The sequence below is a fragment of the Bacteroidota bacterium genome (assembly GCA_019637975.1).
Classification (GTDB): Bacteria; Bacteroidota; Ignavibacteria; order UBA10030; family UBA6906; genus CAADGV01.
The window spans coordinates 1-23,306 of record JAHBUR010000011.1; the positions used below are offsets into that span (position 1 = coordinate 1).

The window sequence follows — 23,306 nt, forward strand, 5'->3', positions numbered from 1 at the left end:
CTCTGCGAACAAAGCATCAAGTAGACCCGGAAGTTGCATGATGATCGACCCTCTCTTTGCTCTTGCGTTTTGCGCATGGTATAGGCAAAAGGGGCTGCTGAACTGAGTTTGGCCACAGATCTTTCCATTGGTCATTAAATACGTGCAACCTTCAGACATTCTTTTTCTCCTTTACAAACATGGCGAATGCTGCCAACTACTGCTGCGCCTCAAGCATCATCTTCCCCTCGCATGGCGGTGGAACCGTCACGCTGGCCCAACAAAATCCCGATGAATCGGGATCAAGTGTCGGTTTTCCTCTTGAGCTCGGCAAGTTTCTGAAGGGCTTCAAGAGGAGTCAGCCGCTCCACATCAATCTTCTTCAACTCCTCGCGCAGCGCATCGTCTTTCATTTCAAACAACGTCATCTGCACTTCAGGAGCAACGCGGCCGCTTTTCTTTTTCCGGTCTCCGGTCTCCGGTCTTCCGTCCGAATGCACCGTCAACTCCGATCCTTCCAGGTTCTTCAAAATCTTCTTCGCCCTCTCTGTCACCTCCTCCGGCAATCCCGCCATCTGCGCAACCTGGATGCCGTACGAGTGATCGGCAAAGCCGGGCGTGACTTTATGTAGGAAAACAACCTTGTCGCCGTACTCGCGGACTTCCACTTTGTAATTCTTGATGCGGGGAAAAAGATCGGCCAGTTCGTTCAGTTCATGATAATGCGTTGCAAACAGCGTCCGTGCGCCGACGCGTTCGTGCAGATATTCCGTGAGCGACCACGCAATGCTGATGCCGTCGAACGTGCTGGTGCCGCGGCCGACTTCATCGAGCAGGATCAAACTCTGCTTCGTTGCCGTGTTGACAATATGCGCCGCCTCGTGCATCTCCACGAGAAACGTGCTTTCTCCCGAAGCAATGTTGTCGCTCGCCCCGACGCGGGTGTAAATCTTGTCCACCAATCCAACGACGGCTTTCTTCGCCGGAACAAAACTCCCGATCTGCGCAAGCAACACAATCAACCCCGTCATGCGCAGGTAGCTCGACTTGCCGCTCATGTTCGGGCCGGTAATAATGAGAATCTGATTCGATTCAGTGTCGAGCAGAACGTCGTTCGGCGTGTACTTGTCGCCGGGCGGCAGCAGCCGCTCGATAACGGGATGGCGCCCGTCGGTAATGTGCAGCGCAGAGGTGTCGTTCACTTCGGGACAGCAGTAGTCGTACTCCACCGCCGCCGATGCAAGCGAGACGAAGCAATCGAGCGCGGCAATCATCTGCGCGTTGGTTTGAATCGTCGTTGCATGTCCGGCAATCGTCAGGCGGAGTTCGTTGAAGAGTTTTGTTTCGAGGGCGAGGATCTTCTCCTCGGCATGAAGAATCTTGTCCTCGTACTCCTTCAACTCCGGCGTGATGAACCGCTCACCCGTCGCAATCGTTTGTTTGCGGATGTAGTTGGATGGGACTTTGTCTTTGTGTGTCTTGGTGATTTCAATGTAGTAGCCGAACACGTTGTTAAAGCCGACTTTCAGCGACGGGATGCCGGTACGCTCACGCTCGGTTTTCTGCAGCTCGGCAATCCATGTTTTGCCGCTGAAGGCGAGATTGCGCAACTCGTCCAACTCGGCGTTGAATCCCTTTTTGATCACGCCGCCGTCCGTGAGCGCCATCGGCGGGTCGGGTTCGAGTCCGGTTTCGATCAGCGAGATGATTTCGGGAAGAGGCTGAAGGCGCGAGTGAACCGTTTTGAGTGTGTCGGACTCAAGGTTTGAGGTTTGGGTTTTGAGGTTCGAGATTTCGATCAGGATGAACTTCAGGGCGATCACATCACGCGGGGTTGCCCGTCCCGTGCAGATCTTCGTGTTGAGACGTTCCAAATCACCAATCCGTGACAACGTCTCTGACGTCTGACCTCTGACCTCAGACTTCTGCACCAACTCCTCCACCGCCCCCAACCTTTGCCGTATCGCCTCCAACTTGTTCAACGGCTGATTGATCCACCGCTTCAGCATTCTTCCCCCCATCGGCGTTTGGGTTTTGTCGAGAACCGAGAAGAGCGTCCCTTCAGTCGAGCCTGCAATAGAAGAAGTGATTTCGAGATTCCGCTTCGTCGAAGGGTCGAGAATGATGTACTCGCCCACATCATGGCGGCGGATGGATTTGATGTGGTGGAGATTGGTTTTCTGCGTCTCCTGCAGGTAATTCATCACCGCGCCGCCGGCAACGACCCCCTGCTTCATCTCTTCAACACCGAAGCCTTTCAGCGACTGTGTGTTGAACTGCGAGACAAGTTGTTCGTAGCCGTAATCGAAATTGAAAATCCAATCTTCGATTTTGGTGAAGATGCCTTTGTAGTTCTCTTTGAGAAGTTCCTGCAGCGAAGCAAGATCACGTTTTTGTACAAGAATCTCAGAAGGCGAGATGGCGGCAATCTGTTCGGCAAGCTGCTTCAGCGGAAACTCGCTGACGTTGAACTCCGCCGTTGTTACATCCACAAACGCAAAGCCGACGATATCCGTGCCGGTTGCGACGGCGGACGGAAGCGAGATGGCGGCGAGATAGTTGTTTTGTTTGAGATCGAGGACTTTGTCGGAGTAGGCGACGCCGGGTGTTACGACTTCGACAACATCGCGTTTAACTATTCCCTTTGCAAACTTCGGATCTTCGAGCTGCTCGCACACGGCAACGCGGTAGCCGGCGCGCAGAAGCTTCGGCATGTAGGATTCGAGTGCATGATGCGGAAATCCCGCCAGCGGAATTTCTCCCGCCGCTCCGTTCCCCCGCTTCGTCAGCGTAATGCCCAACACCTTCGACGTGATCTTCGCATCCTCTTCAAACGTCTCAAAGAAATCCCCCATGCGAAAGAGAAGTATCGTGTCGGGATACTTTGCCTTCACCTGCGCGTATTGTTTCATGAGGGGAGTGGACATGCGAGCCTACCGTTTGCGCTTGCGATGTTTGAGCGGAAAACGTCTGGCGATGACTCTCTGTGCGCGTGCCAGTTCGGCGGCAAGCACGGCCTCACGGGGCAGTCGCAATTTATACTCACGGGCAAGGATGCGATCGGTAACGGTATCGAACGCGTACTGTGCCAGAGCATGATCGTGATGTGAGGTGAGGATCAAGCCGACGGGTGGATTTTCATGCTCATGCATCCAGTGTGTGCGGGCATAGTTGAGGTACATTTTCATTTGACCCGTATCGCTATGCGTCAGCTCGCCGAGTTTCAAGTCCACGATGACAAGACAGCGCAAAAGACGATGGAACAACAGCAAATCGATCCGGTACCACTTGTGCCCGATCCGCAAGCGTCGTTGCCGCCCGATGAAGGAGAAGTCGTTTCCCAATTCCAACAAGAATGATTCAAGTCGATTGGTCAGCGCGTCCTCCAAATCGTTTTCGGAGTACTCGTCCTTGAGTCCGAGGAATTCGAGCACGAGCGGATCTTTGAACTCTTCGTCAGGCGTGACACTCTCTGATGCGTTGCGTTTCGCACCTTTCAGCAGCATGGCGGTTTTGTTGCGCGACATCAGCGTGCGCTCATAAAAGAGTGTCGCAATCTGACGCTCCAGTTGTCGCACCGACCAGCCGCCGCGGAGAGCTTCGATTTCATAAAACTGTCGTGCATCCTGCTTCTCAACCGATAGGAGGGCAACGTAATGAGACCACGGGAGCGGGAAGTTCTCAGCAAGAAGTTCGAGCGTTACAGATTTGCCGGACACTCTCTGGCGAATGTGAGGCACGGATTCGGCAGACGCTGTCTGCCGAATTGCAGGCAAGAGTGACGTGCCCGCGGAAGGTGCAAGATTTCTGAATTCGGCAGACACTGTCTGCCGAATTGGATACGTAAGATAGAACGCCCTGAAGTTCCGAATGTTGCGCAACGAGAAACCCCGTTTGAACCGGCGCGTGAGATCGCTCGCCAAGCGCTCCAACAACTGCTCACCATACAGCGCCCGTTCCTTTCCTTTCTGTTCAAACTCAACAATATGCCTGCCCATCTCCCAGTACGTAGCCGTCATCACGGCATTGACGGAACGGGCCGCGGTGTGTCGCGCCTGCTCGAAGAGCGCAACAAGCCGCGAGAGGATTGTTGCATAATCAGGCACACGCGTTCGTGAAGGCGGGCGGCGTTGTGAGCGGGGAGTTTTCTTCATGTGAGAATTAACGCAATCTCATTCCGAAAATCAACGCACAATATTGGTTTGCTGTTGCCGCTCATCCTTTCATTTCCTATCATATCGTACCATGAACTCACCCGGCTACACAGACACTATTGCCGCACACGCCCGGCAGTTTCTCGAACAAGGCTTCTCGATAGCTCGTGTCATCGAAGAGAACCGCGAAAGCTACATTGTGAAAACGTCAACGCACGAGATGCCCGCGGAAATCTCAGGCAAGCTGCGCTTCACGGCGGAGAGTCGCGAGAACTTCCCTGCCGTGGGCGATTGGGTCGCGGTGAATACGTTCGACGACGAGACGCAGGCGATCATACACGCCGTTCTGCCGCGCGAGACTCTTATCGCTCGAAAGTCTGCAAGCCAGCGGACGGAAATACAGCTCATCGCAGCAAACGTGGATATCATCTTCATTGTGCAGGGACTCGACCACAACTTCAATTCCCGGCGGCTTGAACGCTACCTTGTTGTCGCGCATGAAAGCGGCGCAACGCCAGTCATACTTCTCAGCAAAGCCGATCTACTTTCTCCGCAAGAATTGCAGTCGTGCAAGAAGGAAGCATCCGACGTCTCGGCAGGCGCCGAGGTGATTGCCTACAGCGCGGAAACAGGCGAAGGACTGGATGCAATCAAGCGGCACATTACCGAGGGGGTAACGACGATATGTCTCGTCGGGTCGTCGGGCGTAGGCAAGTCGACACTCATCAACACGCTGTCGGGCGAAAACCTGCTGGAAACAGGCAGTGTCCGCGAAGACGACTCACGCGGCAGGCACACCACGGCGCGGAGGCAGATGGTATTCCTCCCCGGCGGAGGCATTCTCATTGACACGCCCGGCATGCGCGAACTCGGCCTCTGGCACGCAGAGTCGAGTCTTGACCAGACGTTTCCCGAAATTGCCGATCTTGCCGAAGGCTGCAAATTCTCCGACTGCACACATAGGCATGAGCCGGAGTGTGCCGTGCGCGCCGCTGCCGAACAAGGCGCGCTCGATCCCGACCGGTTTGCGGGTTATCTGAAACTCCGCAAAGAAGCGGATCGGATGAATGAACGGACCACCGTCGCTGGCATGCTCGAACGCAAACGCAAAGACAAGATCCTGAGCAAGGCGGTGAAGCAGGTGATGAAGATGAAACAGAAGAAGTAACCTCCCCCTGTTCCGATCATCCACGAAGAACACGAAGGACAGGAAGATTTTTGAACCTTGATGGACACGCCGGAGGCGTGTCCCTACAAGGGACAGTTGTAGGGACATGGCTCCGCCATGTCCGACTGTCGGGCATACACATTACTAGCCTCACCCGCCTTCTTGTCTGTCAGAGCGTTCTTCCGTATGTTGTAGTGATTACTCACCTCAACTCATCAGGAACATCAATGCGAATTCTATACCTCATCATCGCAGTCAGTTGTCTCAATCAACCGGCATACACGCAGCAGCCTTCCGTCCGCTCCGGCCCTATGGTGGGCTACGGCGAGATGACGGAGACAATGCTCTGGGTTCAAACCTCTTCTGCCGCAACAGTCCAGTATCGTTATTGGATTGAGGGGGAGAAAAGGACCGCTTCGCTGAGCAGGAAGATTCACGCCAACGAAGATTCCGATTTCATTGCAAAAGTCATTCTCACAACCCTCAAGCCCGGTACTCGCTTCGAATTTGAAATACTGCTGAACGGAAAGATAGCTCCGCGTCCCTACCCGCTTACGTTCGTCACGCAAACCAACTGGCAGTGGCGCAGCGACCCGCCCGACTTCACGGTGGCGTTCGGGTCATGCGCCTTCATCAACGACCCGCCCTCGGACAGGCCGGGACAACCCTACGGCGGCGACTATCACATCTTCAACTCGATCGCTGAAAAGAAACCCGCCCTGATGCTCTGGCTCGGCGACAATTGGTACTACCGCGAGGATGACTACTTCGCACCGACACGCATGCGCTATCGTGTGTCGCGTGACCGTGCCGTTCCCGAATTGCAGCCGTTGCTCGGTTCAACGCATCACTACGCCATTTGGGACGATCATGATTTCGGGCCGGATAACTCCGACAGAACGTATGCAATGCGAACGGAAGCCCTCACGATCTTCAAAGAATACTGGGCGAACCCGACGTACGGCACGCTCGAAACGCCGGGTGTTTTTTTCCGGTTCGGATGGGGAGATGTCGAGTTCTTCATGTTAGATGATCGCTTCTACCGTTCTCCGAACCGGATGCCCGCCGATCAGACAAAAACCATGTTCGGCAGAGAACAATTGCAATGGCTGAAGGAGAGTCTTGTCAGCAGCAATGCGACGTTCCGGATAATCGTCAACGGCAATCAAATTCTTGCAGGGAAGGATATCGAAACCCTGCGCAACTACCCCGCCGAGTTTGATGAGTTGACAGGTTGGATTAAAACGCAGAGAATCCCGGGCGTGCTGTTTCTTTCGGGTGACAGACATATCGCGGAGTTGAGTGTGCTGGAAGATTCCGCATTCTATCCATTCTATGATTTCACATCATCACCGCTGACTGCAGGGATCTCCACGAGAAGAACCATCGGCCAGAATTCCCTGCTTGTGCCGGGCACATTTGTGAACGACACGCGCAACTTCGGCATGCTGCGCTTCGACGGTCCGCGGGAGAGTCGCCGCCTTACAATGGAATTGTACGACACGAACGGCACACTACGCTGGTCACGTTCAGTGAAGGCAAGCGAACTTGTGCTGCCGCAATAAACCATCTAATGTGCATGAGGGCATTGATGCCGCTAAGTGCCGATGAACTAAAGCGTTACGCCCGCCATCTTGTTCTTCCCGAAATCGGAACGGGAGGACAAGAAATGCTGAAGGCGGCACGCGTTCTCATCGTCGGTGCCGGCGGACTCGGTTCGCCTGCTGCACTGTATCTTGCCGCTACCGGAGTTGACAGAATCGGCATTGTGGATTTTGATGTTGTTGATGAGACCAATCTCCAACGGCAGATTTTGCATTCGACACAAGATGTCGGCCGCCCGAAAGTTGAATCGGCGAAAGAGAGAATTCTTTCCATCAATCCACACATCACGGTCGAAACGCACGCGACGGAACTCTCGTCGGAGAATGCGATGGAAATTCTTGACGGGTATGATGTAGTGATTGATGGAACGGACAACTTCCCCGTCCGCTACCTTGTGAATGACGCTTGCGTGTTGCAGAAGAAGCCGCATGTGTACGGAAGTATTTTCCGGTTCGAGGGACAGGCATCCGTGTTCGACGCGCGGCGCGGCCCTTGCTATCGCTGTCTCTATCCCGCACCGCCGCCACCCGGGCTTGTGCAAAACTGTGCCGATGCGGGAGTTGTTGGAGTTCTTCCCGGAATCATCGGCAGCATTCAGGCGAACGAAGCATTGAAGCTGATTCTCGGTATCGGCAAGCCTCTTATCGGAAGATTGTTGATGCTCGATGCGTTGGCGATGGAGTTCACGACGATGAAGATTGCGAAAGACTCTGCATGCCCTGTCTGCGGCAGCACTCCCACGATAACGCATCTTATAGATTATGACGCGTTTTGCGGTGTCACAACTTCCCATCCTTCCCGCAACGAACCGGCGACCATCACCGCACAGGAATTGAAAGCGAGGATTGATGCGGACGACTCCCCGTTTCTTCTTGATGTTCGGGAACTGTACGAGAGAGAGCTTGCGTCAATCGGCGGTGTACTGATCCCGCTCGGCTCGCTTGCAAGCAGACTGAATGAGTTGGATAAAGAGAGGGAGATTGTTGTGTATTGCCACCACGGCATTCGCAGCGCGCATGCAGTGGGCTTATTGCGCCGGGCAGGGTTCACGAATGTGAAGAATCTCTCCGGCGGGATTGATGAGTGGATACGATTGATTGATGGTGGTCTGAAGAGATACTGACATCCCTCACGAATACCGCATTCCCTCCGGCAACTCGCTTTGTGTTGCCGGAAACACTCGCACAAATCTCTCCACCATTTCGCTTGCCAAAGGCGAGAGCTCGAACCCGAAGTCGAAATCACAGGCCGGCAGTTCCACCAACTCCGCCTGCTGGGGGCACTCGCCGTATAACTCAATCGCAAGCTCCACAAGTCGTTGCGGGGAAAGGGAATGCGAATCCGGCAGCATCTGTTCGATGCGCGGCTGAATCAGGCTCCAGCGCAAATGACTTGTCTCAACGCTCGCATCCACAAACAACACGCGATCATAATGCGCAATCACCTCCGCCATCTCGGGCGTCAGTTGCTGGCTGCTGAGGCAATCAACGTCGGGATGCGCGGCGGCAAGACGTTCCGCCGCGAGCGGACCCGCGCCATCATCGCGACGCAATTTGTTGCCGTAGCCTATGACGAGTGTTCTGTTCATTTTCGAGTTCAACTCTGTAGGGACACGCCTCCGGCGTGTCCTGATTGGTCATCCGCAAACAAATATTTGGACACGACGGAGTCGTGTCCCTACCTCATTTTATGAAACACGTACGGCGCAATTGTTACCCACACCAATATCAGCGGCCAGATGCGCCCTTCGAGAATGTTGTAGTCGTGCAGCAACAGGTCCCACGGCTTGCCGCCAACGTAGTGAAAAAAGAGAAACTCAAACGTCACCGTCATTCCTAACCAGATGAATCCGACCGTCCATGCCTGCGCCGCGCTTTCGAGCGGCCAGATTCTGCTCAATCCCCAGATGATGAGGGCAAAGAGCACAATGCCTGTGACCGTTGAAAGCTGATGCGCGTGCAGTTCTTCCATCTTGTCAAGAAAGAATGATTGGCGAACGACCCCGTTCATCACTGCCGTTACGAGCAGAAGAAACCACGCTAAAATATATCGTATCAGCATGTACGTTCTTTCATCACTGATGAGTCGTGTCGGCGAGAAACCGATACTCGGTCGTATGGCCGATTGCTGCGCCGACGCCGAGGCCGAGTACCCCGCCTGCACTTCCGTAGCCAATTATTGCGAGGCCGACTCCACCGTGGCTACCCCCAAGGTCGCCCTTCAAGATTAACGCTGAAAGTGTAGCAATACCTGCCCCGACGGCTGCACCTAACAAGAGTCCATCGACTGCGCCTGCGAGAACATCCTTTCGTTCCACACGGAGAATATCGGCGGTTGCGACCGTGCGATGAGTTGCTCGCGAAAGATCATACCAACTTACCGAGTCAGCCTGTGCACTGATATTTCGCACGCGCAAGACGGAACTGTTCTTCATCACGGCTTTTAGTTCTTCACCTTCTACGGCCTTCGTAAAGGTCGAATAGCTATGATTTGCGCTTGCATTCGTTCCCACATACCATGTTTGCGTACAGCCGGTCAGGCTGCACAGTACTAATCCCAGAATGAAGATTTTTGTTCTCATAGTAAAACCTCCAGCTTGCCAGGAAAGAATGACTGGCGGATGATCCCGCTCATCATTGCTGCAACGAGATGCAGAAACTCGCAAGCTCGTACTTTGGAATCATTGCCTCTTCCTTTCAGCAACAACGTTATTGTTCGAATCAACAAGTTGCACAAGCAGCGGCATCTGCCCGATTGCGTGCGTTGAGCACGAGAGACACGGATCGTAGCAACGGATGCCCGCTTCTATTCTGTTAAGCAATCCTTCGGTGATCGTTGCGCCGTCGAGGTACTGGACGGCGAGCTGATGAATCGTGCGGTTCATTGCGAGATTGTTCTGTGCGGTTGCAATCAGCATGTTCACCTTCTGAATCACGCCGTCGTCATCAACGTGATAGTTATGGAAGAGAACGCCCCGGGGCGCTTCGCAGACGCCGACACCCTCACGCCGGTTGATCATTGCCTTTGCACGAATATCTTCGCCCAAAATCACCGGATCGTTCAACAACATCTCAATTTTTTCCACCGCAAAGAGAATCTCAATCAGCCGGGCGTAGTGATAGTAAAACGAGTTATTCATCACGTCGAGGTTGCCTGTCAAGCTATTGAAGACTTTCCGCTCGGCTTCCGCCAACGGCGTCTCGATGTAGTCGCAGACGTTCAGTCGTGCAAGCGGCCCGACGCGGTACATGCCCTTCTTGTATCCCAACGGTTTGTAATAGGGGAATTTGAGGTACGACCATGTCTCCGAATGCTCGACGAAGTATTGCTGGTAATCCCGCGGCTCAAGCTGGTCTGCGATGGTGTTGCCGTTCCCGTCACGCACGCGCAGCTTGCCGCCATAGTATTCGAGCTTGCCATCTTCGCCGACGAGTCCGACGTACAGCGAGCGGAAGTTGCCGTAGTTCGGAATGTCTTGCGCGAATTTCGTGTGAATCTTCTTGAGTGTGTCGAGAGCAAGAAATGCCGTTTCCTTTGCTTCGGGAATCCATGTCAGAAGATGATCCCGTTCCTTCATGCTGAGCGGTTCACGAACGCCGCCCGCAACTGCCCACGGCGTATGAATGCGCCGCCCTCCCAGCGTCTCGATGATTTCCTGTCCGAACTTGCGCAGACGAATCCCGCGTCGGATGAAATCCTTGTGTTCTTCCATCAAGCCGAAGACATTCCTCTTCGCAGGATCCGAATCAAATCCCAACAAGAAATCAGGCGATGAAAGATGGAAGAAGCTGAGCGCATGCGACTGTGTCCACTGCCCGAGCGTGAGAAGGCGTCGAAGTTTTTCCGCCGTTTCGGGAATGCCGATGGCGAGAATATCATCGCCGGCTTTTGCAGAGGTGACGAGGTGGCTGGCCGGACAAATACCGCAGATGCGCGACGTAATGCCGGGCATCTCCCACATCAATCGTCCTTCACAGAATTTTTCGAAACCTCTGAACTCGTTCACATGAAAGCGGGCGTCGCTCACGCTTCCTTTGTCGTCCAGGTGTATCGTGATTTTTGCGTGACCCTCGATGCGGGTGACGGGTTCAATCGTAATTGTCTTTGTTGAGCGCATTTGTTTTCCTTCTGATTTCAGTCAGCCACAAAGACACAGAGGCACAGAGGTTTTTATGCAAACAGAATATGTTAAGATGTTCATTCCAGATTCCTCATTGTCTCCATGACTCCGCGGCTTTCCCGCTTAGCCATATCTCAAATACACATTCGGCAACTCCGGCGTTCGCCCCGCCAGCAACTCGCTGACGGCAAACCAAATCTGATCCGGTGTCGGCGGACAGCCGTGCAGAAAGCCATCCACTTTGATGACTTCATGTAACGGCTTTGCCTGCGGCAACAGCTTGGCAATCGTGGTAAACTCCGACGGAATTGTCGGGTCGCCATCGGCAAGCTCGACGTACGCCCGGTGCATGATTTCGTCGGGACTGAACTGATTGCGCATTGCGGTGACGTTCCCCGTCGTTGCGCAGTCGCCGAACGAAAGCACAAACTTCGAGTTGCGGCGGATGATGCGCGCCATCTCTTCATTCTCGACGTTCGAGACGGCGCCTTCCACCAGCGTCACGTCAACATCCTTCGGGAAATGCTTGACATCCGCAATCGGCGAATAGACAAGCTCGATCTTGTCGGCCAATTCGATGAGCCGCTCGTCCATGTCGAGGAACGACATGTGACATCCCGAGCATCCTCCGAGCCAGACTGTTGCAACTCTTGGTTTCATTTCAACTCCAATTACTCATTGACAGTAAGCATCCTAAGAGAGTGCCTTGCCACCAAGAACCAAAGAATCGAAGATTGCACAAAGTGCCTGATTATGTCCGCTTTCTTTGTGAACCCTTTGGTGCTTCGGTTCTTTGTGGCAAAGCATGCTATTCCTCCGTTTCCTCCGCCACCCACTCACGTTTCGTCCGTGCGGTGACGATGTACTTCAAGAAATCGCGCTGCTTCTCCATCTCCGCTACTGTTTGTCCCTTCTCGAACAACGCGCCGGTCGGGCAAACACGAACGCACTTTCCGCACGACGTGCAGCTCGGCGATGTTCCCCACGGCTGGTTCATATCGGCAACGATCGTGCAATCGATGCCGCGGCCCGCAATGTCCCAGGTGTGGGCACCCTCGACTTCGTGGCACACACGCACGCAGCGAGTACACAGCACGCAACGGTTTCTATCCAGCACAAAGCTTTTGTGCGTTGCGTCGAGTTCTTTTTTCGGGTAGAGATAGGGGAAACGGACGTACTGCAAGCCGACTTCATACGCGAGGTCCTGCAGTTCGCAGTGATTATTCACCACACACACCGCGCATTGATGATTCCCTTCCGACGCCAGCAACTCGACGATCGTGCGGCGGTGGCGTTTCAGGCGTTCCGTGTCGGTGCGGACAACCATTCCTTCCTGCGGCTTTGTTGTGCACGCCGGAAAGAGCTTCGATTGTCCTTCAATCTCCACCAAACACAATCTGCACGCCCCAACATCCGACAGCCCGTCGAGGTGGCACAACGTGGGAATGTGAATTTCATGCTGGCGGGCAATCTTCAGCAGGGATTCGTCGTCCTTGCCGCTGACTTGTTCGCCGTTGATTGTAAGAGTTAGGATTGCCATGATTTTTCTCTTTTATTCTATTGTCATTCTGAGCCCTGCTTCTCAAGAGCGAAGCCCGCCTGCCATGACGCGACCAATATGGCGGGCAGGAATCCAGAAAACGCCCGGACTGGATTCTTCACTTCGCTACGCTACGTTCAGAATGACTGTTTGAAGCCACGTACGTTTCCGCCGGCTTCAACAACTCCTCGTACTCGTGTCTGAAAAATCTGAGCGTCGACAACACCGGATTCGGTGCCGATTGTCCGAGTCCGCACAGACTCGTTTCCCTCACCATCTCACATAATTCTTCAAGCAACGCCACGTCATCCGCTGTTGCATTTCCTTTCGAGATTTTCTCGAGAAGGAGATAGATGTGTTTCGTGCCGACGCGGCAGGGAACGCATTTGCCGCACGATTCGTCGGCGCAGAATTCCATGAAATACTTCGCAACATCCACCATCTTCGATTCCGAATCCATCACAATCATCCCGCCGCTGCCCATGATAGAGCCGACAGTGGCGAGCGACTCGTAATCAACCGGCAAGTCGAGATGCTCGTTCGGAATGCAGCCGCCCGACGGACCGCCTGTTTGCGCCGCTTTGAACTCCGTCCCATCAGGCGTTCCTCCACCGATATCGAAGATGACTTTGCGCAGCGGAATTCCCATCGGCACTTCGATGAGTCCGGTGTTCTTGATTTTGCCTGCGAGCGCGAAAACTTTCGTGCCGGTGCTTTTGGGCGTTCCGATGGCAGCAAACCACGCGCTGCCGCGATTGATAATCGGCGCAACGTTGGCGTACGTTTCCACGTTGTTCAGCAATGTTGGCGCGCCGAACAGTCCTTTCTCCGACGGATACGGCGGCCGCGGCTTCGGCCTGCCGCGTCGTCCTTCAATCGAGCGGATCAGTGCCGTCTCTTCTCCACACACAAACGCGCCGGCCCCGATACGCAAATCAATTCTGAAATTGAATTGCGACTCGAAAATTCTGTTGCCCAGCAATCCAAGCCGTTCCGCCTGCTTGATGGCGAGCCTCAGCCGCTCGATGGCAAGCGGATATTCCGCACGAATGTAGATGTATCCCTGGTTCGCGCCGACGGCGTAGGCGGCGATTGCCATGCCCTCGAGAATGCGATGCGGGTCGCCTTCGAGCACGCTGCGGTCCATGAACGCGCCGGGGTCGCCTTCGTCGGCGTTGCAGATGACGTACTTCTGATCGCTCGCTGCTTTGCGCACGATTCCCCATTTCAATCCCGTCGGGTAGCCTGCGCCTCCCCTGCCGCGCAGGCCACTCTTCCGGATTTCGTCAATCACTTCATCCGGTTTCATTTCACCGACCGCTTTCGCCAACGCTTCGTACCCGCCGACGGCGATGTACTCTTCAATGCGTTCGGCGTTGATGCGTCCGCAATTCTCCAATACGATTTTAAGTTGAGAAGAGAAGAACGGGTTTGCCGGATCGAGGGCGTACTCGTCAACTTTCTTCCCGTCAATCAGATGTTGGTGGACAATCTTCTCCGCTGCCGCTTCATCAACATTCTGATACAGAGTGTCGTCGGAAGCAATCTTCACCAGCGGACCCTCGCCACACAATCCCATGCAACCCGAGCCGATGACTTCGATTTCCTTTTCCAATCCCTTCTCTTTCAGCGACGCCTTGAACGCATCACGCGTTGCCTCGCTGCCGCACGAAACACATCCCGCGGCAGAGCAATACAGGACGCGGTTCTTCAGCGACTTCTGCCGCTCCAATTCTTTTTCCGCAACTTCGTTAAGATCTTCCAACGTCATGCCGGTACCTCCTCGGTTTTCTCTTCCCATTGTTTGACGCGCTGAACAGCTGTATCGGCCGAGAGTTTGCCGACAACGGCATTATCGAGCACGGCAACGGGCGCAAGTCCGCACGAGCCGACACAGCGTGCGGCAATGAGCGACACGTTTTTGTCGGGCGTTGTCTCGCCGAACTTCACGCAGCAATGTTTCTCCACCGCTTCTTGAATTGCGTCGGCGCCTTTCACATAGCACGCCGTTCCGGTGCAGAGCACGAACGTGTGTTTGCCGTTCGGCTTCATGCGGAAGAAATGGTAGAACGTCGCCACGCCGTACACGCGGCTGAGCGGCAGCTTCAGCTTATGGGCGATATAAATGAGCAGATCCGTTTCGAGATACCCGAAAATGCCCTGCGCCGCGTGCAGCACTTCAATCAGCGCGTAGCCGCTGGACTGATGCTTCGTGATTGCCCGGTCGAGCAACTTGAAGCGATTATCGCCGCTGGGGTGAGCAGCGGATTTCTTTTCAGGAAGAGGCATAAATACCTATTCTATTTTCTTCGTGAAACTTCGTGTGACCTTGTGCCTTTGTGTTGAAAAGCCTTGGTCGTGAGCCAGGCACACCACTCATCAATCCCTTGCCCTGTTGTGCAGGAAGTTTCAAAGATGATGAGTGAGGGATTGATGCTGAGCGCGTTCCGCTTCAACTCATCAACGTTACACGGTAGATAAGGCAGCAAGTCTGTTTTGTTGATAATCAACACCGACGCATTCCGGAACATCCCCGGATATTTCAGCGGCTTGTCGTCCCCCTCGGTAGTACTGGCAACAACCACTTTCATCTCTTCTCCCAAGTCATAATTCGCCGGGCAGACGAGATTACCGACATTCTCGATAATCAGAAGTTGAATGTCGGTAAGATCGAGATTCTGCAGCGCATCCTGCACAAGCTTCGCTTCAAGATGGCAGCCGCCGTTCGTCACGATCTGAACGACAGGGACGCCGTACTTCGCAACTCGCTGTGCATCGAAATCCGTCTGCACATCTCCTTCAACAACGGCGATGTTCAGTTTCCCTTTCAGCAGTTCCAGCGTCTTCTCCACAAGACTCGTCTTGCCTGCGCCGGGAGAACTGACCATGTTGATGGTGAAGATGTTGCGCGAGGCGAACAGCGTCCGGTTTTGACGTGCAAGCTCGTCGTTCTTCTCCAACACTTTTCGTTCAATCGTAATGACACTCATGGTGCCTCCTCGGGTTCTTGTACTTCAATTTCTGCCACCTGCAACTCTGTCCCTGAAAGCGTTTGCGTTGCCATGCCGCTGCATCGGGGACAAATGGCAATCGGACTGTCGGGTTCCGATGTTACGCCGCATTCGTTGCAATGAATAACAAACGGCACAGACACAATCCGCAGTCGCTATTCGGTAAAGGCGTATCAGCCGTGATTGCGGCAAAGCTGAACTCCAGCGAATCGGGCACAACACCCGCAAGCGCTCCGATCTTTACCGACACATCGTACACACGCGGGAGTTCCTTCTCCTCGAAGTATTGACGGATGATGTCAACGATGCTTTCGGCTATCGAGAGTTCGTGCATGATGAAACTTTCAACAGAAAGTAAATCTGTGCTTGCCCTTAGAATTGCAACATCTATGCCCCGCAAAATGGCCGGAATACGATGATTTTGACAGATTTATTCCCAGAATTGGGACACCGAAAACGGGCTTCTGTCAGATTTGGGAGAGGGAAGTGAGAGAACAAATAGCTGGCATGAAAACAAAAACCCCGCTGGATGCGGGGTTACATTAGAGAGGCGGGATCAATCGATGACGTGGAACGCTTTCGTTCCGCACTGCCCGTTACTTCGACGCCACTGCGGGATGTTCCCACGACCGGATATACGTTACTACCATCTTCAATTCATCCTTCGAAAGAGTTTTGGCAAATCCCGGCATGCGCAGGCCTTCAGTGCCTTCGGTGATGAATTCAGTCAGCTCGTCGTCGGTCAGGCTCGGAGTAACTTCCGCCATCACGACGTTGGTCGGCGCTGCGCCCTTCCCTTCCGCACCGTGACAAGCGCTGCACGTTGAGTTGAAAATTCCTTTCCCTTTTACAAGCTGGTCGGAGGAAAGCGCGTCGCCGGCGTATTCCGTCGGCGGTGTTGTGCGGCGAACCGATGGAATTGAACGGAGGTATGTGTACACGGCCTTCAGTTCGAGCGTATCCCACAAGCCGTAGTACGCGTAGGGCATATGCTTCGACCGTACTTTCCCGTCGGGGCCGACGCCGGTACGGAGCATTCTCATGAACTCCTCTTCCGTCCATTTGCCGATGCCGGTTTCAACGTCGGGCGTGATGTTTGGTGCGAAGGAAAGCACAGGTGAGCCATCATCCGCGCCGAACTGAAACGAGCTTCCGGCAAGCAGGCTGTCATAATAGAATGACCCGTCTTGTAAATTGCGCGGCGTGTGGCAATCCGAGCAGAGTGAGGCGTGCTTGGCAACATACTCACCGTACTTTGCCGTCATGGCACGCTCCGGGGCAACAATCGGTTCCGTCTGTTCCTTCATCGGACCGATGACGCCGAGTGTCATGAGTGTTTTGGCGAACAACGAGGGTTCGCGGGCTGGGACTTTGTTTTTTACCGGCGGCAACGTACGCAGGTACGCAACAAGCGCAAGCACGTCGTCATCTGCAAGTCCGCTCAGCGGATCCACCGGCATGATGGGAAACAGAACCCGTCCGTCTTTGCTGATGCCCTCGCGTATCGCCCGGACAATCTCGCCATCCGTCCAGCCGCCGATGCCTGTTTCGACATCGGGTGTGATGTTGGCGGCGTAGTACACGCCTAAGCTCGGACTGAGCACCGTGAGGTCGAACTTCATTCCGCCGCTCGGTGGAGCTTTGTCACCGTCGTGGCCGTGACATTGCCAGCAGCCGATGCCGGTTGTGAACAGGAACTCGCCGCGGGCAAGGGTCGCCGAATCAGCCTTCGCAGTCATTGCCGGAATCCGCCGGTCCACGTTCTTGTCCCACCGGAGGGAAGCGTAACCGGCAACGCCGAGAAAAATCAACACGAGGGCACCCACAACGATACCGCCAGTCTTCAACACACTACGGAGTATGCTCATACCATGTACCTTTACTTATGACATTATGATTGCAGCGAACGGCAGGATGTTTCTTCCCGTATTATACGAAGGCAGAAGCAGATTGGAGCCCACATTTTTGTGTAGGAATAGGTTGAATAAGGCGCAACAGATGATTCAGCATCGGGTTACCAAATGAGTGCGCGACGTGGTGCGGCGTGTTATGCGAAGCGCCCAAAGCTACCCGTTCCATGCCGTTGTTAGGCACGAACCTGCAGAAAGTAGCTCACACCAAGTGCACATACCCACAACCCGACTCCGAATATGGTATGCGTCATCAGGCTCTTCAACCTGGCTTGCGATGGATTGGGGGTTTTGGATGAAGCAATGCCCAACCCGAAAGCAGGCTGCAAGACGAAGAGCGGGAACACCACAGTGCCAATGCCGTAGAGCAGCGCAGGCAGCAACGTTGGTCGCACAATCCAGTCGCCTGATGCAAAGACGAACACCAGCGCAAGCATAATACCAATGGTGTAGTGCGCACTCCAGCCGACCGCACACTCAAAGGGCTTTTGCGGTGCATCAGTAATTCTCACATGCCGGAAGACACCCTGTGGCATGTGACAAAGCCAGCGGCCCAGCAAACAATAGTCGAGTGATCGGATGCTGAACATACTTCTCAGGAAAAGATTCCAGAGGTCCACGAGGAGGGTTGCGCCGAACCCGATGGCGATTGTACCAAGGAAAAAGTGTGCTTCCATCTTCAGCTCCGGTTTGAAACGAGCCGTCTCATCCGCTTCACTATCAAAGCTCGCTCTGGCTGTATGCGTCGAGTGCAGGAGACGGCCTGAAGCCCTTGATGATGGTGTAGAATATGATCGAAAGTTCCCACGCAATTTCAAGAGCTGTGAGAGCAAACAGTCCGGCGCTCATCGGCTTCAGGACATCGAACAGCACCAGCACTCCACCAAGAAACGCGAGCGGTCCGCCGATGAGCCCAAGCAGCGCCATGCGCCGTGGGAGGAGCCCCGACCGGTACATCAGATACCCAAACAGCAATCCGGTCCCGAAGCCTGCACAGAACTGCGGCCCAAGCAGGAACGTCCAATCGTGGAACGCCAGCAGAGACCTGCCGGCCATGATGAGAGCTTCAGTGTCACCGCCCGGCACGAAGTTGGCCCGTAACGTCACGATCGACATCAAGCTGGTAACGCCCGCGAGAATGATCACCGACTCCACGATGCGCACCGCGACGTAGCCGAGCGCAACGGATTCCTTGACTCGCTTGACTATTGGGAAGATGACGATCGCAGTCGCGATGTTGCAGATGGCAAGAAGGATCTCGAAGAGGGCGCCCATGGAGATGCGCGTGTCGAACCCTCCGCCGAGGATATAGCCGGCGTCATTGAACAAAGGGTCGTAAAAAAGGAGTGCCGGGATCGAGAATATGAAGGTGCCGGCGAAGAACAGCCCAAAGATCAGCGACGTTTTTCTATGGGAAGGCATACGGTTTCCTTTTGGTTGTGATAGTTCAAATGTACGTTACTTGTTTCACATTGATAAACCCTACTGGCTTTGGGCGTTTTGCATAACGTACAGGTATTTGCGCAGGCGGGGATTATCGCACCGCCCACTGATACGAGGGTAGCTAATTTCCTCTTGCATTTCACTTCATCCGAAGAACCGCAGCCCCGCTTGTCGCAAATACCATGTTGCCCGCAGTTATATTTCTTGCGGGGCCGCTGTCATTATTGTTTGAAGGTCTTTGCATCTCGTATAGTTCCTAAATAGTTGGTGAATTAGAGCGTTCGGATAATTTGTTTCCGTTACTTCAATTGTCTTTGCAGTCCGTTCTTGAATGAGTGTTGGCAATGTGTCATTGAAAAATGCGGCAAAGTCTGCTGATGGATTCATAAGAATTTCTACTGGAGTTTGATTAATGACGGAGTTGAGAATAAAGTAATTTCCGTATGTGCAAATACTTCTTTCCCTTCCTGTTTTCGTTTGCCTTAATTCATTCAAGTATTTTGAAACTGCTCTATAAATTTTTATACATCTCCAAAGTTTATCAACCTTCAGGTTTTCATTAAAGATATCTTTGTATGGTGGCTTAGAAATATCATCCCAAAGCCGTCCTATTTCTCTCTTCGCAGTTACAGCGTGTGTTGTTTCTGTTGTCGCACAAGCAAGAGCAACCGTTGCTTCTTCCAATGTGCAATTGGTTTCATCGTAAGGAATGACTTCGTCTGTCCTTTTGTAGTGATAATTGATATTTGTCAAAAGTAGTTCTGTTCTTAATCGCTGTTGCTCTGGGTCAAGCGTTACGAAGTCTCTTTTCTCAATTTTGTTCTGAGTATTTGATGCTATTGTTATGCTATTGCCAAAATTCTCAGGAGCATTTGAAAGTGGAATAAGTCGCACAAATACTTTACTTTTTTGTAACTTATCAGGGAACCTGTCAAGTGCAATGCCTAAACTACCAACAGTTTGAGCTCCGTTGATAATTGTCAATCCTTTACAATCAAAAAGCCCTGTGGTTTTGCCAACTGTTTTCGCTGGCAGTGGATTAACTGTGTTGCAAAGAATTGTCACACCATTATTGAAGTAAATAAATTTTTCTGGTTCGATTTCAATTGTTTTTAGAATACCAGTGTTAATGTCGGATAAGCCAATAAAATTTCTGATGTTCTCGGTGAAAAGTTTTTTCCTGTGATTCTTCCAAAGCGTTGCTAAGTCATAAGCGGATATTTGTCCGTAGTAAGCAACAAATGGTTCATCAATAGCTCCCCAATTTGAAAGTGTTACTTCGCTCTCTATTGGCCTCCCTGGCAAGAACTGTATTCAAAGAATCGTGTGCTGCTTTTAAATTAAAGTCGGTAAAAAATGCCCACTCGGTTGATTCATTGAGAAAATTTATTAGGTCGCTAATTATTCTCTGATTATGAACTGCAAAACCTTTTCCTGTATATGCTAAAACAATATTGAGTTTAATTTGACTTTCATTGAAGGCATCTTTAATTATCGGAAGTTTATTCTGAATCTTGATATTGAAACGGTCGTATCTTTCTTCAATTAAGTCAGTGATTCCTTTGGCAAACTTATTCATATCGCCTGTGTCGGGCTCTCCATTTCCTTCATCAATCATTTTTGATTGAACAAGATAAATTGTGTTTTGTTGCTCATCAAAATAAACTGCATCAATTCCATTATCATCATAGCTGTCTGTGATTGACTTTGCTGCCTCGTCAACAGGAACCGAAGCAAGAATATGTAACGAGTAAGCTGCTAATGCTCGTGAATGAAATTGTCGTGTTAAATCCTCTGGTCTTGAATTTACAATATCCGTCAAGTCAATTTTGCCAGTAAACAAATTGTCTAACGCTTGTTTGATGTGATTTACTTGAGGTCTTGCCATTTGTATTTTTTCTGTTTGTTTTTTGTAATTAGTTTAGAGTTACCACGGGCGCCAAATAATTGCGGGCAACTACGTCAAAAACGCACTGCATTTATTTTCATTCTTACGGAATAACCGCGTTGCGTATATTTCGCTTGTAGATTCTTTCTTGGTTCGCCGCCCCACGCGAAAAGTTCACTCTCCCCCGGCGGCGTTGGGGCAAGTTAGCGAGAAACGCAGGGAAAGTCAAACAGAGGGGGGGTCAGTTTGAACCGATGAGCATGAGCGGGAAAGGGACGAGGAAATCATCCTCGTAGTTCAGTCCGCCTTTTGTGAGCGAGGGGTGGAAGCGGAGTCCCACCCGGAGGGTTCCGTTCACGCCCGAGCCTGCGGTGGTGGTTATCGTGAACGTACTGCCGAACTCCGCCGCACGGTTGTCGCGGTTCAGGTTTGCGACCACAACACGACCGGCAGGGAAATTTTCGATGCTGTACGTGAAGCGATACGCGTCGCGGGACCTGTCGAGTTCCGCATCCATCAACGAGTCGCGTATTCCGCCCCGCCACACGGAGACGCTGCCCGTGTACACACGTCCGGCGTCAATCCTGAGCGGCTGTGACGTTGCAGGAACCGGCCCCATCCCGTCGGGATCGTACGCCCGCGCGGTGACACGCAGCGAGGTATCGGCAACATCCGTCAGCACGATCTCCAGATACTGCGGATGCGCGAGGCGAAGCAGTAATGTTACTGCAGGCGTGGCGATGTTGGCACGCACGTCAATGCCGGCGGAGGATGCATTGAAGGGATGCTTTGATGCGTGAAGCTGGTAGCTTCCTGTCTGCTCAATGCGGAACATGAACCGCCCCTGCGCATCGGTTGTTTGCGCAACAGTGGCGGGGACTGTGGAAGTCTGCGCGCCGTCGATGGGCAATTCCGTTGCGGCGGTTTTCACGAATCCCTTCACCAATCCGTCTGTCTCAATCGTATCGTTGACGGAAGTCGTTTTGTCTTTGCACCCGGCGGCACTGAGGAGGATGAGAAGAGGAAGTATGCCGATGCCGGTGGAATTCATGTTACTTCAGGCCGGAGAGATTCCATTCCCCGATTCCGCCGCTCATGTTGGCGGCGGTGTAGCCTAACTTGCTGAGCGTCGCCACCGCCGATCCGCTGCAACTTCCGGTAGCGCAGTAACGGATAATCTCGCGGCTCTTGTACTTCTCCAACTCCTTCTCCCGCCGCCGCCCAACTCATGCGGGGGAATATGCGGAGCCTTTGATGGCACTCCGGCTCCGCTCATCCGCCGTGCGGACATCGAGCAGAACAATGGCGTTGCTTTTCATCTTCTCTGCAACTTCGGCGGGAGTGTATTTCTTCAGCGAACGCAGGAGCAGCATCCGCTTGATATACAGAACCAGCAGAAGCGCAGCAAGACCGTAGAAAATAATCTGTGATGTTTCCATTCTCAGCCTTGTCGTGTCAGTTTATGCCGCAACTTCCGCCGCCGCAACAGCCGCCCGGAGTTTCGCACGACGGCGCATCGGAATAGTTAAATCCGCCTGTACTGCTGCCTGTGGAAACGTTCGGCGCGGAAAGAAGCCGGATGTGGCCGGTGGAGCCGCACGCGGGACACACGACATCTTCTTCTATCTCACGAACTTTGTGGAACACATCGTACGTGGTACTGCATTCTTTACAGCGATAGTCATAAATCGGCATAAACAACATCTCCTTGGAATTGGGCGTAGTAAACCTTACCGAATTTGATGCAGGATTTCAAGATAGGGGTCAGCGTCCGAAATCCGGCATAGAAGTCCGACACCATCTCAATATCCTGGACACGGCGGAGCCGTGTCCCTACAACAAGAAATGCTGTTTGACATCTCTCTATCGGACTTCAGATCAGCGTTTCTGCCCGTCCAGCGGGATTTTCACGCTCACGGCGCCGCGGAGTTCGCCCGCCTTGTAGTCAACGGCCTTGTCGTTCGGGTAACGCTGTTGGATCGAGCTGTAAATCAGGTCTCTCATCTTCTCGCGGCCCCCGTGACACGAGAGGCACATGTCGCCGATCATAATCGGCCTCATGTAGCGGAACGTTCTGACATCATTCTCTGTCACAACCTGATAGAACTCCGACGTGTCGGAAAGCTTCCCGGCTTTTTTCAATTCGGCAAACTTTTTCAGTTCTGCACTTTCAAACGCGTCGGGAATGTTCTTCGGGTTCCTCCATTTAACGCTCACACGCCGGATGGAAACCCCGAGCTGCTCCTGCAATCTCTCTCCGACAACCTGGGCACTATCGGCGCACACATCGATGGCGCGTACAGCACCGCCTGCCGCGAGTTGTTGTGAGAGGAGAATGCGCATGGTTGTCAGCAGCTTTTTTGCCGCTTCGCGACTATGCTGAAGGGCGGCCGCGGAATCCATCTGAACAGGTTGGGAGAACGATGGTGCGGCAAGAAGAACGACGGGGCACATACAACTTGTCAGCAACGGCCGGATGCTGCTCATG

26 protein-coding genes are annotated in these 23,306 nt (G+C 53.2%); 3 read left to right on the top strand and 23 right to left on the bottom strand.

Going from position 1 to position 23,306, the window contains the following annotated elements:
• Positions 1-281: 281 nt before the first annotated feature.
• Both mutS and KF749_07675 read right to left on the bottom strand, forming a co-directional pair.
• The gene (mutS, locus tag KF749_07670) at positions 282-2,891 is read right to left on the bottom strand and encodes a DNA mismatch repair protein MutS (protein ID MBX2991032.1); all 2,610 of its coding nucleotides are present in this window, start codon (positions 2,889-2,891) and stop codon (positions 282-284) included.
• Positions 2,892-2,912: 21 nt separating this feature from the next.
• Positions 2,913-4,133: a DUF1016 family protein gene (locus KF749_07675; GenBank protein ID MBX2991033.1), complete on the bottom strand. Its 1,221-nt coding sequence runs from the start codon at positions 4,131-4,133 to the stop codon at positions 2,913-2,915.
• A 91-nt stretch (positions 4,134-4,224) separates the two neighbouring features.
• Between KF749_07675 and rsgA the strand changes: the two genes are divergently transcribed.
• The 3 genes from rsgA to moeB all read left to right on the top strand — a co-directional run bounded on the left by rsgA (position 4,225) and on the right by moeB (position 8,029).
• Positions 4,225-5,301, top strand: coding sequence for a ribosome small subunit-dependent GTPase A (gene rsgA, locus KF749_07680; GenBank protein ID MBX2991034.1), 1,077 nt, complete (start codon positions 4,225-4,227; stop codon positions 5,299-5,301).
• 227 nt (positions 5,302-5,528) lie between these two features.
• Positions 5,529-6,866 carry an alkaline phosphatase family protein gene (locus tag KF749_07685; GenBank protein ID MBX2991035.1) on the top strand — a complete coding sequence of 446 codons (1,338 nt, stop codon included), beginning with the start codon at positions 5,529-5,531 and terminating at the stop codon, positions 6,864-6,866.
• Between the two features lie 8 nt (positions 6,867-6,874).
• Entirely contained in the window at positions 6,875-8,029 is a 1,155-nt protein-coding gene (gene moeB / locus KF749_07690; protein ID MBX2991036.1) for a molybdopterin-synthase adenylyltransferase MoeB, read from the top strand.
• Between the two features lie 6 nt (positions 8,030-8,035).
• Here moeB and KF749_07695 read toward each other — a convergent pair whose 3' ends face one another.
• The 21 genes from KF749_07695 to KF749_07795 all read right to left on the bottom strand — a co-directional run bounded on the left by KF749_07695 (position 8,036) and on the right by KF749_07795 (position 23,305).
• Complete coding sequence (locus KF749_07695; protein ID MBX2991037.1) at positions 8,036-8,494, bottom strand: hydrogenase maturation protease; 459 nt, start codon at positions 8,492-8,494, stop codon at positions 8,036-8,038.
• Positions 8,495-8,583: 89 nt separating this feature from the next.
• A complete protein-coding gene (locus tag KF749_07700) occupies positions 8,584-8,967 on the bottom strand; it encodes a hypothetical protein (protein MBX2991038.1) in 384 nt (127 codons plus the stop codon).
• Positions 8,968-8,980: 13 nt separating this feature from the next.
• On the bottom strand, positions 8,981-9,487 hold the full coding sequence (locus KF749_07705; protein MBX2991039.1) for a hypothetical protein: 507 nt from the start codon (positions 9,485-9,487) through the stop codon (positions 8,981-8,983).
• Positions 9,488-9,586: 99 nt separating this feature from the next.
• The gene (locus KF749_07710) at positions 9,587-11,023 is read right to left on the bottom strand and encodes a Ni/Fe hydrogenase subunit alpha (GenBank protein ID MBX2991040.1); all 1,437 of its coding nucleotides are present in this window, start codon (positions 11,021-11,023) and stop codon (positions 9,587-9,589) included.
• A gap of 126 nt (positions 11,024-11,149) precedes the next feature.
• On the bottom strand, positions 11,150-11,686 hold the full coding sequence (locus KF749_07715; protein ID MBX2991041.1) for an oxidoreductase: 537 nt from the start codon (positions 11,684-11,686) through the stop codon (positions 11,150-11,152).
• Positions 11,687-11,834: 148 nt separating this feature from the next.
• Entirely contained in the window at positions 11,835-12,566 is a 732-nt protein-coding gene (gene hoxU, locus KF749_07720; GenBank protein MBX2991042.1) for a bidirectional hydrogenase complex protein HoxU, read from the bottom strand.
• 118 nt (positions 12,567-12,684) lie between these two features.
• Complete coding sequence (locus KF749_07725; protein ID MBX2991043.1) at positions 12,685-14,337, bottom strand: SLBB domain-containing protein; 1,653 nt, start codon at positions 14,335-14,337, stop codon at positions 12,685-12,687.
• Complete coding sequence (gene hoxE, locus KF749_07730; protein ID MBX2991044.1) at positions 14,334-14,855, bottom strand: bidirectional hydrogenase complex protein HoxE; 522 nt, start codon at positions 14,853-14,855, stop codon at positions 14,334-14,336. The genes KF749_07725 and hoxE overlap by 4 nt, the downstream gene beginning before the upstream one ends.
• Before the next feature lie 11 nt (positions 14,856-14,866).
• A complete protein-coding gene (hypB, locus tag KF749_07735; protein ID MBX2991045.1) occupies positions 14,867-15,556 on the bottom strand; it encodes a hydrogenase nickel incorporation protein HypB in 690 nt (229 codons plus the stop codon).
• Entirely contained in the window at positions 15,553-15,714 is a 162-nt protein-coding gene (locus KF749_07740; GenBank protein MBX2991046.1) for a hydrogenase maturation nickel metallochaperone HypA, read from the bottom strand. The genes hypB and KF749_07740 overlap by 4 nt, the downstream gene beginning before the upstream one ends.
• Positions 15,678-15,911: a hydrogenase maturation nickel metallochaperone HypA gene (locus tag KF749_07745; GenBank protein MBX2991047.1), complete on the bottom strand. Its 234-nt coding sequence runs from the start codon at positions 15,909-15,911 to the stop codon at positions 15,678-15,680. The genes KF749_07740 and KF749_07745 overlap by 37 nt, the downstream gene beginning before the upstream one ends.
• A 262-nt stretch (positions 15,912-16,173) precedes the next feature.
• The gene (locus KF749_07750; protein MBX2991048.1) at positions 16,174-17,445 is read right to left on the bottom strand and encodes a c-type cytochrome; all 1,272 of its coding nucleotides are present in this window, start codon (positions 17,443-17,445) and stop codon (positions 16,174-16,176) included.
• Positions 17,446-17,663: 218 nt separating this feature from the next.
• A complete protein-coding gene (locus KF749_07755; GenBank protein MBX2991049.1) occupies positions 17,664-18,164 on the bottom strand; it encodes a DUF2938 domain-containing protein in 501 nt (166 codons plus the stop codon).
• Positions 18,165-18,207: 43 nt separating this feature from the next.
• Positions 18,208-18,909 (bottom strand): DUF4386 domain-containing protein, encoded by a 702-nt coding sequence (locus KF749_07760; protein MBX2991050.1) that lies wholly within the window; start codon positions 18,907-18,909, stop codon positions 18,208-18,210.
• Positions 18,910-19,125: 216 nt separating this feature from the next.
• A complete protein-coding gene (locus tag KF749_07765) occupies positions 19,126-20,235 on the bottom strand; it encodes an AIPR family protein (GenBank protein MBX2991051.1) in 1,110 nt (369 codons plus the stop codon).
• On the bottom strand, positions 20,180-20,818 hold the full coding sequence (locus tag KF749_07770; protein MBX2991052.1) for a hypothetical protein: 639 nt from the start codon (positions 20,816-20,818) through the stop codon (positions 20,180-20,182). The genes KF749_07765 and KF749_07770 overlap by 56 nt, the downstream gene beginning before the upstream one ends.
• A gap of 241 nt (positions 20,819-21,059) precedes the next feature.
• Positions 21,060-21,869 (bottom strand): hypothetical protein, encoded by an 810-nt coding sequence (locus KF749_07775; protein ID MBX2991053.1) that lies wholly within the window; start codon positions 21,867-21,869, stop codon positions 21,060-21,062.
• 1 nt (position 21,870) lies between these two features.
• Positions 21,871-22,020, bottom strand: coding sequence for a rhodanese-like domain-containing protein (locus KF749_07780; protein MBX2991054.1), 150 nt, complete (start codon positions 22,018-22,020; stop codon positions 21,871-21,873).
• Between the two features lie 24 nt (positions 22,021-22,044).
• Positions 22,045-22,257 (bottom strand): hypothetical protein, encoded by a 213-nt coding sequence (locus KF749_07785; protein ID MBX2991055.1) that lies wholly within the window; start codon positions 22,255-22,257, stop codon positions 22,045-22,047.
• 16 nt (positions 22,258-22,273) lie between these two features.
• Entirely contained in the window at positions 22,274-22,513 is a 240-nt protein-coding gene (locus KF749_07790) for a zinc ribbon domain-containing protein (protein MBX2991056.1), read from the bottom strand.
• Between the two features lie 183 nt (positions 22,514-22,696).
• Entirely contained in the window at positions 22,697-23,305 is a 609-nt protein-coding gene (locus tag KF749_07795; GenBank protein ID MBX2991057.1) for a DUF3365 domain-containing protein, read from the bottom strand.
• Position 23,306 lies beyond the last annotated feature (1 nt).